Raw genomic sequence first — 16,040 nt, 5'->3', positions numbered from 1 at the left:
GAGCGCGTAGTCCTGATCTCGTGTGGACACCCTACAAACTAGCGTCGGTAGTTTTTCGGGCGCCGGGCTCGGGCCCGGTCAGATGATGCCGAAAAGCATCCCCGCGCCGAGGACCACGAGGGAGGTGAGCGCCGCCCATTTCACGGTGAAGCGGGTGTGGTCGCCGAACTCGACCCTGGCCATGCCGACGAGGACGTAGACGGCCGGAACCAGTGGGCTGGACATGTGCAGGGCCTGGCCGACGAGGGAGGCGCGGGCGATCTCCAGCGGAGACACCCCGTGGGCGGCGCCGGCCTCGGCGAGGACGGGCAGCACGCCGAAGTAGAAGCCGTCGTTGGACATGAAGTAGGTGAGCGGCAGGCTGAGCAGGCCGGTGACCAGGGCCATGTGCGGGCCCATGCCCTCGGGGACGGCGGCGACGAGCCAGTCGGCCATGTGCTTGACCATGCCGGTGCCGCTGAGGACGCCGGTGAAGACGGCGGCCGCGAAGACCATGCCGGCGACGTTCAGGACGTTGTCCGCGTGGGCGGCGATACGGGCCTTCTGGTCGGGCATGTGCGGGAAGTTGACGCTGAGGGCGAGGGCGGCGCCAAGGAGGAAGAGCACCGGGATGGGCAGCAGCTCCATGATCATCGCGGTGAGGAGGGCGATGGTCAGGCCGGCGTTGAACCAGTAGAGGCGAGGGCGGAGGGTCGGCCGGAGGGGGTCGAGCCCCTGGAAGCCGTCGTCCTGCGGCCCGTCGGCGACGGCGGCGCCGCCGGAACCGGGGGCGGAGGCAGGGGCGGCCCCGGGGGCGGAGGCGGGCCCGGAGCCCGATCCCGAGCCCGAGTCGGCACCCGAGCCCGAGTCGGCACCGGCACCGGCACCGGCACCGGCGTGGGCGTGGGTTCCGGCGTCTTCGGACCCCGTGCCGACGGCGACCAGGTCCTGCCCGGCCGCGTCGGCGTCTTCGTCGGCCGACTCGGCGTCCCCGGGGAGCGCCAGCGTGCCGACCCGGCGGCGTTCCTTCAGCCCGAGGACGTAGGCGAGGGCGAACACGAACAGCAGGCCGACCGCCAGGGCGGGGATCATCGGCACGAAGATGTCAGCGGCATCGAGCTTGAGGGCCGTGGCGGCCCGTGCCGTGGGGCCGCCCCAGGGCAGGGTGTTCATGACGCCATTGGCGGTGGCGGCGACGCCCGTCATGACGACGAGGCTGAGGCCGAGCCGCTTGTAGAGGGGGTACATGGCGGAGACGGTGATCATGAAGGTGGTCGAGCCGTCACCGTCGAGGGAGACGATCGCGGCGAGGACCGCGGTCCCGACCACGACGCGCAGGGGGTCGGCCTTGCAGAAGCGCAGGATGCCGCGCACGATCGGGTCGAACAGGCCGACGTCGATCATCAGGCCGAAGTAGACGATGGCGAACATCAGCATGGCGGCGGTCGGCGCGAGTTTGCCGACGCCTTCGATGACGTAGTCGCCGAGGTGGGCACCCTTGCCTGCGAACACACAGAAGAGCGCGGGGATGAGGACGAGCGCCGCGATGGGCGACATTTTCTTCATCATGATCAGGACCAGGAAGGTGGCGATCATGGCGAAGCCGAGGAAGGTCAGCATGCAGGGAACGTAGGGGGCGTCTCCGGAGCCCAACAAGACGTCCACGCGTGAGCAATACGAGCAAAACCCCAGCTCAGGGCAGTGGCGTGAGGTTGACGGGGAACCCGTTGAGGACGGCCGTGCCGGACAGTGGGTCGAGCAGGGTGCCGTCGAGGAGCTGGTTGACGTTGGCGCCGGGCGCGGCGGCGGCCACGGTCAGGCGGGCACCGTCGCGGTCGTGGCCCCAACCGTGCGGGAGGCTCACCACACCCGTGCGGACGGTGTCGGTCACCTCGACCGGGACGTCCAGACTGCCGCCGTCGGCGGTGATCAGGGCGCGGCCGCCGTCGGTGAGGCCGAGCCGCTCGGCGTCCAGGGGATTCACCTGGAGCGTGCAGCGGTTGGAACCTCCGCTGAGGGCCGGGACGTTGTGCAACCAGCTGTTGTTCGACCGCAGGTGGCGGCGGCCCACGAGCACCAGGGCGGCGGGGCGTTCGGCGAGCGCCGCGCGCAGCCGGGGCAGCTCGGCCGCGATCGGTTCGGGCAGCAGCTCGATCCTGCCGCTGCGCGTCCTCAGCATGCCCGGGAGCCGGGGCCGCAGCGGGCCCAGGTCGATGCCGTGCGGGTGCGCGAGCAGCCGCTCCAGGCTGAGCCCCGCAGAGCCCGGCCCTTGGCCGCCCTGCCCCTCGACGGCCGGTCCCGCAGCGGCCAATCCCTCGCCGGACGGCCCCTCGCCGGGCGGCCCCGCCGCAGCCGGTCCCGCCGCGGCCGGTCCCTCGCCGCCTTGTCTCTCGGCGGCCGGTTCGCCGCCCGGGGCAACCGGAGCCAGGGCCTCTGCCGCGGTGCCGAACAGGTCGCCGTACGGCCCGAGTCGGAGCATCAGGTCGAGCCTCCGCTCGGGGCCGCTCTCTCCGGTGAGCAGCCCGGCGAGGCGCGCCGGGTCCTGCCCGTGCAGCGGCGACTGCGGGTCGGAGGTTTCCTTGGCGAGGGCGGCCAGGATGACCGGTGCGTCGATCGCGGCAGCGGCGTCGTGGACGGCGGCGCCGTGCAGGCCTGCGACGGCGAGGACGAGGCGGGCGTGGATCTCGCACTCGTCGAGCAGTCCGGCCTCCAGTGGGACGGCGGCGCGGGTGTAGCGGGCCTGGTTGCGGATGGCGAAGCCGTTGAAGGCGAAGTCGTGGTGCGCGCTCTGCGAGGGCGGCGGGGGCGGCAGCACGACGTGGGCGTGGCGCGAGGTCTCGTTCAGGTACGGGTCGACGCTGACCATGAAGTCGAGCCCGGCCAGGGCCGCGTCGAGGCGCCGTCCGTCGGGGGCGGACAGTACCGGGTTCGCGGCGATGGCGACCACGGCACGGATCCTGCCCTCCCCCGGTGTTTCGATCTCCTCGGCCAGGGCGGCGATGGGCAGTTCGGACTTGGCCTCCGGGTGGCCGCTGACCCGGCTGCGCCAGCGGCCCGTGGCGAAGCCCTTGCCGGGTCCCGCGGGGCGGGGCCGCGGGCCGGCGGCAGGGAGCGGGAAGAGGGCGCCGCCCGGCCGGTCCAGGTTGCCGGTCAGGATGTTGAGTACGTCGACGAGCCAGCTCGCGAGGGTGCCGTACGCGACGGTGCAGCTGCCGATCCGCCCGTAGACGGCGGCGGTGGGTGCGGCCGCCAGGTCTCGGGCGAGGGTGCGGATCTCGGTGGCCGTGAGGTCGCAGGCGGGTGCAACGGCCTCGGGGGTGAAACGCGCGAGGGCGTCGGCGAGTTCCCCGAGGCCGAGGAGGCGTTCTCCGAGGGCTCCGGGGGCGGCGAGCCGCTCGGCGAGCAGCGTGTGCGCGAGGGCCGCGAGCAGCAGGGCGTCGCTGCCGGGGCGGGGTGCGAGGTGGCGGTCGGCGAGGCGGGCGGTGCGGGTGCGGCGCGGGTCGACGACGACGAGGGTGCCGCCGCGGGCCCGCAGCGCCTTGAGCCGGCCGGGGAAGTCGGGGGCGGTGCACAGGGAGCCGTTGGACTCGACGGGGTTCGCGCCGATGAGGAGCAGGAGGTCGGTGTGGTCGAGGTCGGGGACCGGGATCGCGAAGGGGTCGCCGAAGAGGAGCCCGCTGGAGACGTGCTTGGGCATCTGGTCGAGGGTGCTGGCGGTGAAGAGGTTACGGGTGCCGAGGGCCTTGAGGAGCAGTGGCGGGTAGAGGGCGCCGGCCATGGTGTGGACGTTCGGGTTGCCGAGGACGACGCCGACGGACTGGGCGCCGTGCTCCTGCACGAGGGCCGGAAGGGCGGTGGCGACGGCCTCGAAGGCATCGTCCCAGCCGGCCTCGCGGAGCCGTCCGCCGCGGCGGACGAGGGGGGTGCGCAGCCGGTCGGGGTCGGAGTCGAGCGCACCGAAGGCCGCTCCCTTGGGGCAGATGAAACCGCGGCTGAAGACGTCGTCGCGGTCGCCGCGGGCGCCGGTGACGGCAGTGCCGTCGATGGTGAGGGTGAGGCCGCAGGTGGCTTCGCAGAGGGGGCAGATGCGCAGGGCGGTGCGGGGCATGGGCCCTCCCAGGGGCGTCGGGCTGCGACACGGGCACGCGGGCGCACCGAGCATACCGACCGGTAGGCACGCCGGGGAGATCCGCGCGGGCGGAAGTCCCGGACCGCACCGGACCGGACGGATGGACGGGCGGGCAGGCAGGCGGGCGGCCTGCCTGCCTGCCTGCCTGCCTGCCTGCCTGCCTGCCTGCGGGAAGAGTCAGTCGAGGACGCGGGCGAGGTAGGCGTGCATCATCGCGCGGGTTTCCGCCACGATCGCCGCATCACCGGCCGGGTCGGTGCGGAAGGCCAGCTTGGTCAGCGCATCCGTGGCCTCGACGGCGACGAGGACCGCCCGCTCCAGGTCCGGGTCCGGGCTCAGGCCCAGGTGCCCGGCGAGGAGTTCGGTGAGGCGTACGGCGACGAGCCGGTTGGGGTCGGCGGCGGGGCCGTCCTCGGGCGGGGCAGGCACGCCGAAGTCGACGAGCGCGAAACCGGGGACGGTCCGCTTCATGGCGAGGTATTCGTCCAGCACGGCGTCGACGACCGGCCGCCAGTCGTCGGCCGGGAGGTCGGCGAGGCGCTCCGCGATGGCCTCGGCGTAGCGGTCCAGGTTGCGGTGGGCGAGGGCGATGGCCATGGCGCGCTTGTTGCCGAAGAAGCGGTAGACCGAGCCGATCGGCACGCCGGCGCGCAGGGCCACGGTCCGGGTGCTGAGGTTCTCGTACCCTGTCTCGTCCAGGAGTTCGGCGCAGGCGTCGAGGATCCGGGCGAGCCGTTCGGCGCTGCGCCGCTGGACGGGCGTACGACGCAAGGGGTGGGTGGGCGGCACGGGGTCCATCATGCCGCTCCGGGCGCGCGGTTTCAGCCGCCGTCCCGGACGCGGGTCCGCCGCGGCCTCGTTTCGGGTCGCGGGCTCGGTTCGGATCACGGCCTCAGTTCAGCAGGAGGCCGATGCCGCCCAGGGTGTACGTGATCATCAGCGCGAGCATGGGGAGCTGTCCGCTGACGGCCCGGTGCGGCGGGAAGAGCCGTACGGCCCGGTCGTGGGCGGCGACCACACCGAGGACGTGGCCGGTGACGACGGCGATGACCTGGAGGGCGGCGAGGCCGCCGGAACCCAAGGGGGACAAGGGATCGGGGCCGTTGTCAGTGCCGAGTGCCATGCTTACCGTGCGTGGTCCTTCGGTTACGAAGAGGGAGAAGTAATGGGCGATGAGATAGCCGAGCGCGATCGGCACGAATGAGTGCGCGAAGGCGGTGAGCGGTCCGGGGTGCGGGCCGCTGACCAGGCGGGTGGCCGCCGCGCACAGGCAGTACAGGGTGGCGACGAGGGCGGCGGAAGCGAGCAGTCCGAGAGTGGCCGTGGGGGTGCGGCCGAGGGGGGAGGTCTGGAGGGTGTCGATCCACGCGGGGTTGTCACTGAAGCCGTCGTAGGCCGTGGAGCCGAGCAGGACGCAGACGGTGGCGACGAGTCCGGGCCGCTCGGGCGTCGCGTCGAGTCCGTGGAAGGGGTTGCGGAGCACGAGCCGGCCGTCGTTGCGGCGGCCGAGGGGGGAGAGCCGGGCCAGGAGGGCGGAGTACGCCTCGAAGGCGTCCCCGTCGTCGAACCAGTGCTCGCCGAAACGGGCGGCGAGCACGAGGTGGGCGCCGGTGTAGGCGGCGAGGGCGATCAGGAGGGAGGTGGTGGATGCGGGATCGGGGGCGGCGAGTTCGAGCCAGGTGAAGCCGAGCAATCCGGCGGCGGCGGGCCATTGGCCGAGCCGGGCGGGAAGGGGGCCGGGCCGGCGCGGGGGCATCCGCAGGCGGTGCAGGAGACGGTGCAGCAGGCGGTGCAGGGTGCGCAGCGGGTTGAGGAGGCGCCAGACGGGGCCGAGGAGGAGGGAGGCGGGGACGAGGCCGACCCAGAAGAGGACGTAGACGGCACCGGGACCGGGGTTGCGGTCGGGGTCGTCGGGAGCGAGGAGGAGGGAGGCGAGCAGGGCCAGGAAGGCGGCGAGGCCGAGCCCGCGGAGAGCGGCGCGGGTGGCGGGCGCGTCGGCGGCCCGCTGGAGGCCGGCCGGCAGGGCGAGGCCGGACCGGTCGCCGCGGAACCGGGAGGACGACCACAGCAGGCCGAGGGCGAGGAAGGAGACGAAGAGTGCGGTGAAGGCGCCGGCGAACGCGTAGAAGGGAGAGATCGGGAGATCGTGCTGGGAGCCGATGCCGTGCGCGAGCGCGGTGAGCGGGTCCGCGGCGGCCGGGTCCAGGACCACGCCCCGGCCGTCGGGGACGGCGCCCGGCCAGGCCACCGCCTGCGCGTACGGGGGCAGGGGCACGGGCGGGGTCATCGGACGAGGAGCTGGGTCAGTACGAGACGGGACTCGTGGGTCTCGACCTCGAACAGGCCCGTGCGGTCGGCCGTCAGGACCAGGGTGGCCTCCTGGCCTGCCGGCAGGGCGAGTTCCTTGTCGTAGCCGTGGACGTGCAGGGTGTCCGCGCGGTCACTGGTGACGCGCAGGGCGACGCGCTCGCCGCGCTTGAGCTCGGTGCGGCCGGGGGCGGGGACGACCTTGCCGTCGCGGACGGTGATGGTGACCGCGCGGTCCACCTGCGCGGGAGCAGATGCGGACGGGGATGCGGACGGGGATCCGGGCGGGGGTGCCGCGTGGCTGTGGCCGCCGGGCGTGCCCGCGGCGGCCGCGGAGAGCTGGGCAGTGCCCTCGACCGGCTTTCCGGCGACCGCCCAGGCGGTGTGGTCGTCCGCGTAGAGGCGGACGGTCAGGGTGTGCGGGCCCTCGGCCACCTGCGCCGCGGGCAGGTGGTACCAGGGGCCGTAGACGCGGGCCAGCTTGCGGCCGTCGAGTTCCAGGTGGGCGTGGCCGCCGCCCGGGAGGGCGGCGCCGCCGGCGCTCTCCGGGGTGAACCGGAAGTTCTCCACCGCCAGCTGGAGGTTCCAGCCGTCCTCGGAGTCGGGGTGGACGGTGACCCGCACCCGGGGCGCGCCCTCGGCGGGGACCTCGCGGAGGCGGTGGCCGGTGCCGTCGCGGGTGTCGAGCAGCGTTCCGGCGCTGCCGGTGGCCTGCTCGTGGCTGGTGCCGGGCTTGTGGTGGGTCGTGGCCCGGCCCCCGCAGCCCGCCACGGCACCGCCGACCAGCACCCCGACCGCCAGCAGCACCGCGCCCCGCCGGACCTGGCGCCGACCCCTCGCCGCCGCCCCGCCGCGACCGGCCACCGACCGCTGCCCGACATCCGCACCCCGGCCCCACGGCTCCCGGCCCGCCGGCCCGACCCGCACCACCCCGCCGCTCTCCGCTGCTGGCAGCCGCCCGGGCTCCGTGCTCCCGCCCCACGGCTCCCCACCCGACCGGCCGACCCGCGCCGACCCGCGCGCGCCCCCGTCCCGGGCAGGACCGCCGACCCGGCCGCCCCCGTGGCCGCGGCCGGCCGGAGGCCCGCCGTCCGCCGCCCGCCCGTCGCCGCCTGCCGGACAGCCCCTGCTCGTCCGACCGCCGCCGCCGGGCGGGCCTGACGGGGCCGAGGCCGAGGGGCCGCCGACCGGCCCGAGGGGTGCCTCGCGTCGGGGGCGGGCATCCCGGTCGCCCCTCGGGGAGTGCGGAGCGGTTCCGGCGTGGTTGTCGGGGCGTTCGGAGGGGGCTGCGGAGTAGGTGGTCACTGCGGTCTCCTGGGGTCGGGGCGCTCGGGCGGGTCGGCGGTCGCTGCCGCCCTGTCGGCTGGGCGCGGGGCCGGCGGGCGTCACCCCGGCGAACCCGGCGGGCGGCCTTGGGTGTGGCACGGGCGCGCCTGGGTCCGATGTGCGTACGCCCGTCTCGTCGGCTTGGCGTGGGCTCCCGGGGCTGTGAGCGGGGCCTTCTGGTGGGGGTTGGGGTGGTGGTGTTCGGCGGCGGGCCCTACGGGCAATCGGGAGTGCGGCCCGGCAGGCCCGCCTTGGCGTGCCGTTCGTGCGGCGGGCCCGCCCGCCCTGGCTGGCCGTTCCTGCGCCGGGCTCGCCTTGGCGGGCTGCGGGTGGGTGGCAGGCGTCGCGCTTGGCGGGCTGCGGGTGGATGGCGGGCCCCGCCTTGGCAGCCCCCGCCCTGGTGGGCCCCGCCCTGCTGGGCGCCGCCTTGGCGGGCCCCGCCCTGGTGGGCCCCGCCTTGGCGGCTCCCGCCTCCGGTGGCTGGGTGCGCGCCCGGGTCCGGTCCTGTACGGCGGGGGTAGGCGGTCAGGCGGGGGTGGGGGCTGGTTGGGGGTGGGTGGGGCGGCGGGTGGAGGCGGCGGCGGCCCAGAGGATCCAGACGGCGGCGGTCAGGGCGCGGGCCCAGGCGGGGCTGACCGGGGTCCAGGGGATCATCAGGACGGCCTTGTCGAAGGCGTCGAGCAGGGTCAGCCCCGCCAGGAACAGGGTGAGGCGTGCCAGCCAGGGGCGGTCGGCGCGCAGGGCGAGGCCGGCGCCCGTCCACCACAGGCCGAGCAGGAGCAGGGCGAGTGCCGGGACGGCGGTGGGGGTGAGCGGCATGGTGGAGCCGGCCACGTCGAGGGCCAGCCCGGCCAGGCCGAGCAGCGAGGCGGCCGCGCCCAGGCGGGAGTGCCGCAGGCGGCGCCACCACAGCACTCCGCCGACCAGCAGCAGCGCCAGGGCCGCGGCCAGCGCGATCTGGGTCTCCACCCGGGCCGGGCCGCGCGCCCCGTACCAGTCGCAGCCGGCCGGGAGGCGCCGGGCCTGCACGTTGTAGTCGGCGCAGACGAGCAGCTGGGCGAGTTTCACCGGTTCGCCGACCAGCCGGTGCGAGCCGCCGGACACGGTGCCCCGGCGCTCCCCGCATTCCGGGAGCGTGCCCGGGGTGGAGCCGTCGGGGCCGGGCTGCCAGCAGTTGCCGCGGCCCTGGCCGTCCCACCACACGTCCATGCCGTTGGGGCGGGCGGCGCCGGACTTGTCCCTGCCGAGGATGTTGGCGGCGTACCGGTTGTGGTGCGAGGTGTCGGTCTGCTTGGACCACTCCTCCTCGCCCCGGATGAACGCGGGCACGGCCGAGAGGAAGAAGCCGGCGCGCCTGTGCCCGTACACCCAGTTGTGCTCGTAGATGTTCCAGTTACCGCCCGCGGTGATGATGCCGGTGCCCGGCGGCATGGAGATCTGCGGGCAGACCACGCCCTGCTCGTAGCCGCGCTCGACCGGCGGTTTGGCGCAGGTGCCGTCGGCGACGTACCGGTAGTAGTCCTGGTTGTTGTCGTGGATCAGGTTCCGTTCGAACTTGGCGTGGTTCTGCGGGAGCCCGGGGTGCCCGGGGAAGGCGCTGTCCATCGAGGCGCCGCCCATGTTCTGGTCGAACTCGTTGTCGTGCACCCACACCGAGTCCCCGGCGGTGCCGGAGTAGCCGACCATGTTGTGGTGGCTGCGGCAGCCGGTGATCTCGATGGAGTAGCGGGGGACGTCGTAGCCGCGGCCGTCGTTGATGTCGGAGGCGCTGCCGGGGTAGATGCCGGAGTCGCCGTTCCCGTACGACTCGCAGTTCTTGTACAGCCCGTGGTCGCTGGCGAAGGTCAGGAAGCCGTACTCGTCGTTCCAGCGGGTCAGTACGTCGTCGATGACGAACCCGTCGGCGGCGAGGACGTACAGGGAGTTGAAGGTGGTGCGCTGGGCGGTGAAGTTGCGGAAGTAGATGCCGTCGGACTTGTCGGCGCGGATGGCGTTGAGTTTCTGGTACCTCGCGTCGACGATCACGTCCAGCCGGGTCGCGCCGGTGCCTTCGATCTGCAGGTTCTTCTTGCCGAGGATGGCGACGAGGTTCTGGTTGTGCGGGCACCGCGCCTGCTGCTCGTACGACAGGATCTGGTAGCCGAGCGCGGAGTCGGGGGCCTTCAGGGCGGCGCACTCCCCCGCCGGCTGCGGCAGTGACGGCTCCTCCTCGTAGAGGCCGGGGAGGATCGCGATGTTCATGCCGGGCCGGTCGACGGCGTCGACGGCTTCCTGCAGGTGCCGGTAGCCGGTCTTCTCGCAGCGCTCGTACAGGGTGAGGTTGCGCTGCCGCAGGTCTGCGGGGAACGCGGCGATCCGGCGTTCGAAGGCGGGCCGGTCGGTTTTGCAGACGAGCAGGTCGGGCTCGGTCGCGCGGTACTGCGGTACGGATCCGGAGCCGTCCGGGAAGGTCACGGGGCGCTCCTCGTGCGCGCGGGCTGCGGGCGCGGCCGCGAGGAGGGCCAGGAAGGCCAGGAGGAGGGCGACGACGGCGGCAGGGACGGTGGCGGGGGCGGTGGTGGGGCGGGCGGCGGCGGGGGCGGTGAGGGGCGGCGCCGGCACGGCAGGGAACCTGCGGTTCCACGGGGTCCACGACATGCGCGCGAGAGTAGAGCAATGTTCATGTTTTGTGAGCCCCCGCGGCACGCCCAATCTCCGGCGACGCCCCGACCCCCTCCCCCGCCCCCTCCTCCCCCGCCGGATCCGCACCGGACCGGTGCGGGCCGGTGCGGGCCGGTGCGGGCCGGTGCGGGCCGGTGCGGGCCGGTGCGGGCCGGTGCGGGCCGGTGCGGGCCGGTGCGGGCCGGTGCGGGCCGCCGCAGAACGCCATTGACGCGCGCGGCGCGGAATCCTACTGTCAGCCATAGGATTCCTTCGACAGAGTGGAAGCAGCCATGAGCGAGCAGGCCAGGAAGACGGCCGAGGCCCTGGAGTACCTCACCGGGTTCGGCAACGAGCACAGCTCGGAGGCCGTCCCCGGAGCCCTCCCGGCAGGCCGCAACTCGCCCCAGCGCGCCCCCCTCGGCCTCTACGCGGAGCAGCTCAGCGGCAGCGCGTTCACCGAGCCGCGCAAGCACAACCGCCGCTCGTGGCTCTACCGGATCCGCCCCTCGGCCGCGCACCCGCCGTTCACCCGGATCGACAACGGCGCCCTGCGCACCGCCCCCTTCACCGACGCCCCGGCCGACCCCAACCGCCTGCGCTGGAACCCGGCGCCCGACCCGGCCCCGGGCACCGACTTCCTCTCCGGCCTGTGGACGCTCGGCGGCAACGGCGACGCCACGCAGCGCTCCGGCATGGCGATCCACCTCTACTCCGCCAACGCCGACATGACGGACCGGGTGTTCAGCGACTCCGACGGCGAGCTGCTGATCGTCCCGGAGCGCGGCGGCCTGCTGCTGCGCACCGAGCTCGGCCTGCTCGCCGCGAAGCCGGGCGAGGTGGCCCTGATCCCGCGCGGCGTCCGCTTCCGCGTCGAGCTGCTCGACGACACCGCCCGCGGGTACGTCTGCGAGAACTACGGCACCCCCTTCGAACTGCCGGACCTCGGCCCGATCGGCGCCAACGGCCTCGCGGCCGCCCGGGACTTCCGGGCCCCGGTGGCGGCGTACGAGGACGAGGACCGCCCGACCGAGGTGGTGAACAAGTTCTGCGGCAACCTGTGGTCCGCGACGTACGACCACTCCCCGCTGGACGTGGTCGCCTGGTACGGCACGCACACCCCGTACGTCTACGACATGCGCCGCTTCAACGTCCTGGGCTCCATCAGCTACGACCACCCGGACCCGTCGATCTTCACGGTGCTGACCTCGCCCTCCGACACCCCCGGCCTGGCGGGCGTCGACTTCGTGGTCTTCGCGCCGCGCTGGCTGGTCGGCGAGGACACCTTCCGCCCGCCGTACTTCCACCGCAACGTGATGAGCGAGTACATGGGCCTGATCGAGGGCGCCTACGACGCCAAGGCCGAGGGCTTCGTCCCCGGCGGCGGCTCCCTGCACAACATGATGTCGGCGCACGGCCCGGACCGGGAGACCTTCGACAAGGCCAGCGCCGCCGAGCTGAAGCCGCAGAAGATCGACGACGGCCTGGCCTTCATGTTCGAGACCCGCTGGCCGATCGCCGTCACCGACCAGGCGGCCGGCGCCGGCCACCTCCAGCCCGCGTACGACGATGTCTGGCAGGGGCTGGAGCGCCACTTCCGCGCCTAAGATGCCCCCCGGCCCCTCCCCCGGCCCGCTGCCGCGGGGAGTGGGAGGGGCCGAACGCCCGACGCCCCGTCCATACGGAGACCGACCGTGACCGCCTTCGCTCCCGATTCCCTGGTGCTCAACCGGAAGCTGCCGCTCTGGTACCAGGTGTCACAGTCGCTGCGCGCCTCGATACTGGGCCGCACCCCGGACGCCTCGCTGCGCCTGCCCACCGAGGAGCAGCTCGCCGAGCACTACGGGGTGAGCGTGCTGACGATGCGCCAGGCACTGAAGGAGCTGGAGGGCGAGGGGCTGATCAGCCGGCACCGGCGGCGCGGCACCTTCATCGAACCGGGCGCGCGGCGCGGGGCCCCGGTGCGGCTGCTGGGCTCGGTCGACGCGATCGTGGCGCAGCAGTCCGGCGACCGTACGACGGTGCTCGGCCGCGAGCGGACCCCGGTGTCCGGGGAGCTGCTGGAGCACTTCCCGGACACGGCGGAGGTGGTCACGTACCGGCGGCTGCGGCACGACGGCGAGAGCGGCGAGCCGACGAACTGGGCGGAGAACGCCGTCCGCGCCGAGATCGCGGAGGCGGTGGACCTGGAGGACCTGGCACGCTGGCCGATGACCAAGGTGCTGCGCGATGTCGTCGGGGTGCGGATCAGCCGGATCACGGACACCGTGGAGGCACGGCTCGCCGACCCGGAGACGGCCGAGCTGCTCCAAGTACCGCTGCTGAGCCCGATCCTGCACTACACGGGCGTGACGTACGACGAGGACGGCCGGGTCGTGGACGTGGCGCGGATCCGGTACCGGGGCGACCGGTTCTCGTTCACGGTGACCGTCGACGCCCACTGAGCCGGGCGCCCGCCCGGCACCGACCCGGGTGCCCGCCGCGATCCGGCATGCCGGAGACCCCGCGATCCGGCAAGCCGCCGACCTGGGGCCGGGGCCCGGGTTTGGGGCCGGGGCCGGGGGGCTACTTCTCGTCTTCGTCCGCGGTGCGCTCGCCCTCCGCCTGTGAGGGCGTGGTGCGCATCGTGTCCGGGTGGTGGTGGGCCGCGCGCTCCTTCTCGTCCATGTCCTCGTCGAGCCGCTCGCCCTCGGCCTGCGACGGAGTCGAGTATTCGTCGTACTGACTCATGACCACTCCCCGCATCCGCAGATTCCACATATTCCGTACACAAGGAGCGTAACGCCTGGGCGGGGGCGCAGCTCCGCGTACCGTCCCCGCCCCTGCGGCGCCTCGCTACCATCTGCCGGGTGAGCGACGACGTACCGCTGCTGGACGATCTGATGCCCTGGGCCGTGAGCGGCCTGCGCCTCGGCCGCACCTGGATCGCCGCACCCGATCCGGCGGCCCTGCGGACCCGCTGGTCGGTCCTGGCCGGGGCCGAAGGGGCCGAGCGGGAGCGGCTGTTCCGCCCGACCCGGCTGCGGTCGGCCGCCGCCGGGGCGGCCGCCCTGCCCGGGCAGCGCTCCGCTTCCACCGCCGGCTTCGCCGACGCGCCCGGCCCCTGCCCGGAGCCGGTGCGGGTGCTGTACACCCCCTTCGACGAGCAGTGGCTGCTGCCCGACCAGCGGCTCATCGACGCCTCCCGGCCGCAGCTGTGGCGGGTCCTGGACGGGGACCAGCTCTTCACCGTCGAGACCCCGGCGGCGGGTACGGGCCCCGGCTCCCACGCCCGCTCCGGCGCTCCCGCCACCGGCTCCGCTCGCCCCGCCCCCGGCCCGGGCCTGCTCGTGACCCGGCACCTCCCGGCGGGCCGGCTGGGCGGGATCCGCCCGCTGCACCGGCGCCCCGGCGGCGCCGAGCCGAACCTCACGCCGGGCCTGCTGCCGCTGCTGGCCGACCGCTACGGCGGCCCGGTCGCCCCGCAGGACGTGCTGTGCTGGATCCTGGCGGCGGGCCGGCCGGGCCCGCGCGGCCACGAGGTGCCGCTCACCGCCGACCCGGAGCGCTGGCGTGCCGGGCTGGACCTCGGCCGGCGGCTGCTCGCGGTCCAGGTGCGCGGGGTGGCCGGCGGCGAGCCGCCCCGGCTGCCGGGCGGGCGCCGGCCGTACGTGCGCTCGGCGATCCGGGCCTGGCCCGACGGGCTCGACTGGGATCCGGAGACCGAGACGCTGAGCCTCGGGTCCGGGACCGTCTCCCCGGTGCCGCGGACCGCCTGGGAGTACGAGATGCCGGGCGCGCCCGCGGCGTCCGGGGGCGCGGGCGCGGGCACGCGGGTGCTCCGGGCCTGGTTCGACGCCCGCTGCGCACACCGGGACCCCGGCGCCGAGGGGCTGGACGCGCTCGGCCCGGCCGAGTGGCCGCAGGCCTGGACCTCCGAGCTGCTGGCCCTGGTGACCACCCTGGCGCTGCTGGCCGATCTGGCCCCGGAGCGGGAGGCGTTCACGCCGGGCCCGCTGCTGTCCCGCGCCGGCCTGACGGCGGCGGGGGTGCTGCCTGCGCCGGACTGGTCGCGGCGGCCGGCGTCCGTACTGGACCACCGGGAGGAGGGCCCGGGCGGACAGTTCGCCCTTCTCTGACCCGAGCCGGGGCCGGAGCCGGGGCCGGGGCCAAGGGCGGATCCGAGGCCGGCGCCGGCGGCACGGACGCGGACGCGCCGTGCCCCCTCAGTCGGTCTCCCAGCCGCCCAGCAGCCGGTTCACCGAGCGGTCGAACACCGCGTCCATGTCCGCGGCCGCCTCCGCCACCGGGTACGCGTCCGCCAGTGCGGCCCCCAGCAGCGGGTACCGGCCGGTCGCGAGCGCCGTGCCCAGCCAGGCCGCGCGCACCGCGGTCTCCTCGGCCTCGCCCCAGGGCAGCGCCCGGGCCCGCTCGGCCATGGCGAGCTCCCCCGCCACGAACGTCGCCACCGAGCCGTTGACCGACGCGACGAGCTCCAGCTTCTCGGCGCCCGGCCGCTGCAGCGGGGCCAGGCAGGCCAGGCTGTGCTCCAGGTAGCGCAGGGCGTTCGGGCTGAATCCGTAGACCGGGGTCAGCAGCCGGGGCAGCCACGGGTGGCGGTGCATGAGCTGCCGGGTCTGGCGGGCCAGCGCCAGCAGGTCGGCCCGCCAGGCGCCGGTCGGGGCGGCCAGCTCGTACTCGGCGCTGACGGCGTCGACCATCAGCTCGTACAGGTCCTCCTTGCGCGGCACGTAGTTGTACAGGGACATCGTCCCGGCGCCGATGCCCGCGGCGACGCGCCGCATGGAGACGGCGTCGATCCCCTCGGCGTCGGCGATCCGCACCGCTTCGGCGGCGATCGACTCGCGGGTGTGGGCGGGCCGGGGTCCGCGGCCGGCGCGCTGCGGGCGGGTCCAGATCACTTCGGGTTCAGCGGGGCGCCCGCTGGGTGTCATTGCTCATCACCTCGCCACCATCCTAGTTACGTACACCGCACGCAGTGTCACCAGAGCCCCGCACGGCCACAAGGCCACGGACACGGCCACGGCCACGGACACGGCCACGGCCGGCCGCCCGGCCGGACATCCCGGCGGCACGGGGGGGTGCCCCTATCTGTTTGGTCAACCCGTCAGGGTCGCTTCGTGGGGGTTAATCCTGGTTTCCGGGAACGTCCCGCGAAGCGGGACGTTCCCGGCGGATCGGGTGCGTGATGGGCAGCCCGGCTGCCGGCAGGCCGGGCCGTGGCTGTGCCGGTGGGCGGGCGTGTGGGGTCCGGGGGTGGCCGGGGGTGGGGTCGTCAGGCGGCGAGGTCGACGTCGTCGGGGGTGCGTGGTTCGTAGAGGGCACCGGTGCGGATCATCGCGTGGATGACGTTCACGCGCTGGCGGGCCAAGCGGAGGATGGCCTGGGTGTGGGTCTTGCCGCGTGCGCGCTGGCGGTCGTAGTAGGTCCGGGAGGACGGGTCGGACTTGCAGCCGATCGCGGCGAACGCGGCCTGGAACAGGGCGCGTTTGAGGAGCCGGTTGCCGCGGTGGGGTGCGTGCTCGCCGCGGATGGAGGTTCCCGAGGACTTGGTGGCGGGGGCAAGTCCGGCGTAGGAGGCGAGGTGTCCGGCGGTGGGGAAGGTGGCGCCGTCACCGATCGCGACGATCACGGCCGCTGTGGTCCTGACGCCCATGCC

General features: G+C 74.6%; 11 protein-coding genes and 1 pseudogene. 3 read left to right on the top strand and 9 right to left on the bottom strand.

Going from position 1 to position 16,040, the window contains the following annotated elements:
- Positions 1 to 78: 78 nt before the first annotated feature.
- The 6 genes and pseudogenes from ACIQUT_RS13305 to ACIQUT_RS13280 all read right to left on the bottom strand — a co-directional run.
- Positions 79 to 1,599: a CitMHS family transporter gene (locus ACIQUT_RS13305; RefSeq protein WP_403562543.1), complete on the bottom strand. Its 1,521-nt coding sequence runs from the start codon at positions 1,597 to 1,599 to the stop codon at positions 79 to 81.
- A 73-nt stretch (positions 1,600 to 1,672) separates the two neighbouring features.
- On the bottom strand, positions 1,673 to 4,087 hold the full coding sequence (locus ACIQUT_RS13300) for a molybdopterin-dependent oxidoreductase (protein WP_403562541.1): 2,415 nt from the start codon (positions 4,085 to 4,087) through the stop codon (positions 1,673 to 1,675).
- A gap of 198 nt (positions 4,088 to 4,285) precedes the next feature.
- On the bottom strand, positions 4,286 to 4,906 hold the full coding sequence (locus ACIQUT_RS13295) for a TetR/AcrR family transcriptional regulator (protein WP_403563149.1): 621 nt from the start codon (positions 4,904 to 4,906) through the stop codon (positions 4,286 to 4,288).
- 94 nt (positions 4,907 to 5,000) lie between these two features.
- Complete coding sequence (locus tag ACIQUT_RS13290; protein ID WP_403562539.1) at positions 5,001 to 6,395, bottom strand: hypothetical protein; 1,395 nt, start codon at positions 6,393 to 6,395, stop codon at positions 5,001 to 5,003.
- Positions 6,392 to 7,219 (bottom strand): hypothetical protein, encoded by an 828-nt coding sequence (locus tag ACIQUT_RS13285; RefSeq protein WP_403563147.1) that lies wholly within the window; start codon positions 7,217 to 7,219, stop codon positions 6,392 to 6,394. The genes ACIQUT_RS13290 and ACIQUT_RS13285 overlap by 4 nt, the downstream gene beginning before the upstream one ends.
- Positions 7,220 to 8,305: 1,086 nt before the next feature.
- Positions 8,306 to 10,255 (bottom strand): annotated as a pseudogene (locus ACIQUT_RS13280) (right-handed parallel beta-helix repeat-containing protein); the annotation flags it as partial.
- Between the two features lie 419 nt (positions 10,256 to 10,674).
- On the opposite strand from ACIQUT_RS13280, the gene hmgA reads away from it, so the two are divergent.
- Positions 10,675 to 11,988, top strand: a complete 1,314-nt coding sequence (hmgA, locus tag ACIQUT_RS13275) for a homogentisate 1,2-dioxygenase (RefSeq protein WP_403562537.1) — start codon at positions 10,675 to 10,677, stop codon at positions 11,986 to 11,988.
- A gap of 87 nt (positions 11,989 to 12,075) precedes the next feature.
- The gene (locus tag ACIQUT_RS13270; protein ID WP_403562535.1) at positions 12,076 to 12,825 is read left to right on the top strand and encodes a GntR family transcriptional regulator; all 750 of its coding nucleotides are present in this window, start codon (positions 12,076 to 12,078) and stop codon (positions 12,823 to 12,825) included.
- A 121-nt stretch (positions 12,826 to 12,946) separates the two neighbouring features.
- Here the strand turns inward: ACIQUT_RS13270 and ACIQUT_RS13265 are convergent, their stop codons facing one another.
- Positions 12,947 to 13,111: a hypothetical protein gene (locus ACIQUT_RS13265; RefSeq protein ID WP_403562533.1), complete on the bottom strand. Its 165-nt coding sequence runs from the start codon at positions 13,109 to 13,111 to the stop codon at positions 12,947 to 12,949.
- A 119-nt stretch (positions 13,112 to 13,230) separates the two neighbouring features.
- On the opposite strand from ACIQUT_RS13265, the gene ACIQUT_RS13260 reads away from it, so the two are divergent.
- Entirely contained in the window at positions 13,231 to 14,499 is a 1,269-nt protein-coding gene (locus ACIQUT_RS13260) for a type ISP restriction/modification enzyme (protein ID WP_403562532.1), read from the top strand.
- An 87-nt stretch (positions 14,500 to 14,586) separates the two neighbouring features.
- Here the strand turns inward: ACIQUT_RS13260 and ACIQUT_RS13255 are convergent, their stop codons facing one another.
- Positions 14,587 to 15,315 (bottom strand): TetR/AcrR family transcriptional regulator C-terminal domain-containing protein, encoded by a 729-nt coding sequence (locus tag ACIQUT_RS13255; RefSeq protein WP_403562530.1) that lies wholly within the window; start codon positions 15,313 to 15,315, stop codon positions 14,587 to 14,589.
- 341 nt (positions 15,316 to 15,656) lie between these two features.
- A partial coding sequence (locus ACIQUT_RS13250; RefSeq protein WP_403562528.1) for a transposase occupies positions 15,657 to 16,040 on the bottom strand: 384 nt, incomplete at its 5' end.

This window comes from Streptomyces sp. NPDC090445, assembly GCF_044769385.1.
Taxonomy (GTDB): Bacteria; Actinomycetota; Actinomycetes; order Streptomycetales; family Streptomycetaceae; genus Streptomyces.
The sequence above is the reverse complement of the archived record's forward strand: the minus strand, read 5'-3'. Positions and strand labels throughout refer to the sequence as shown.

Excerpts from the sequence above, each read along its gene's own strand:
- ACIQUT_RS13305 (WP_403562543.1), bottom strand. The coding sequence starts at position 1,599 with ATGCTGACCTTCCTCGGCTTCGCCATGATCGCCACCTTCCTGGTCCTG.
- ACIQUT_RS13300 (WP_403562541.1), bottom strand. The coding sequence starts at position 4,087 with ATGCCCCGCACCGCCCTGCGCATCTGCCCCCTCTGCGAAGCCACCTGC.
- ACIQUT_RS13295 (WP_403563149.1), bottom strand. The coding sequence starts at position 4,906 with ATGGACCCCGTGCCGCCCACCCACCCCTTGCGTCGTACGCCCGTCCAG.
- ACIQUT_RS13290 (WP_403562539.1), bottom strand. The coding sequence starts at position 6,395 with ATGACCCCGCCCGTGCCCCTGCCCCCGTACGCGCAGGCGGTGGCCTGG.
- hmgA (WP_403562537.1), top strand. The coding sequence starts at position 10,675 with ATGAGCGAGCAGGCCAGGAAGACGGCCGAGGCCCTGGAGTACCTCACC.
- ACIQUT_RS13265 (WP_403562533.1), bottom strand. The coding sequence starts at position 13,111 with ATGAGTCAGTACGACGAATACTCGACTCCGTCGCAGGCCGAGGGCGAG.
- ACIQUT_RS13255 (WP_403562530.1), bottom strand. The coding sequence starts at position 15,315 with ATGACACCCAGCGGGCGCCCCGCTGAACCCGAAGTGATCTGGACCCGC.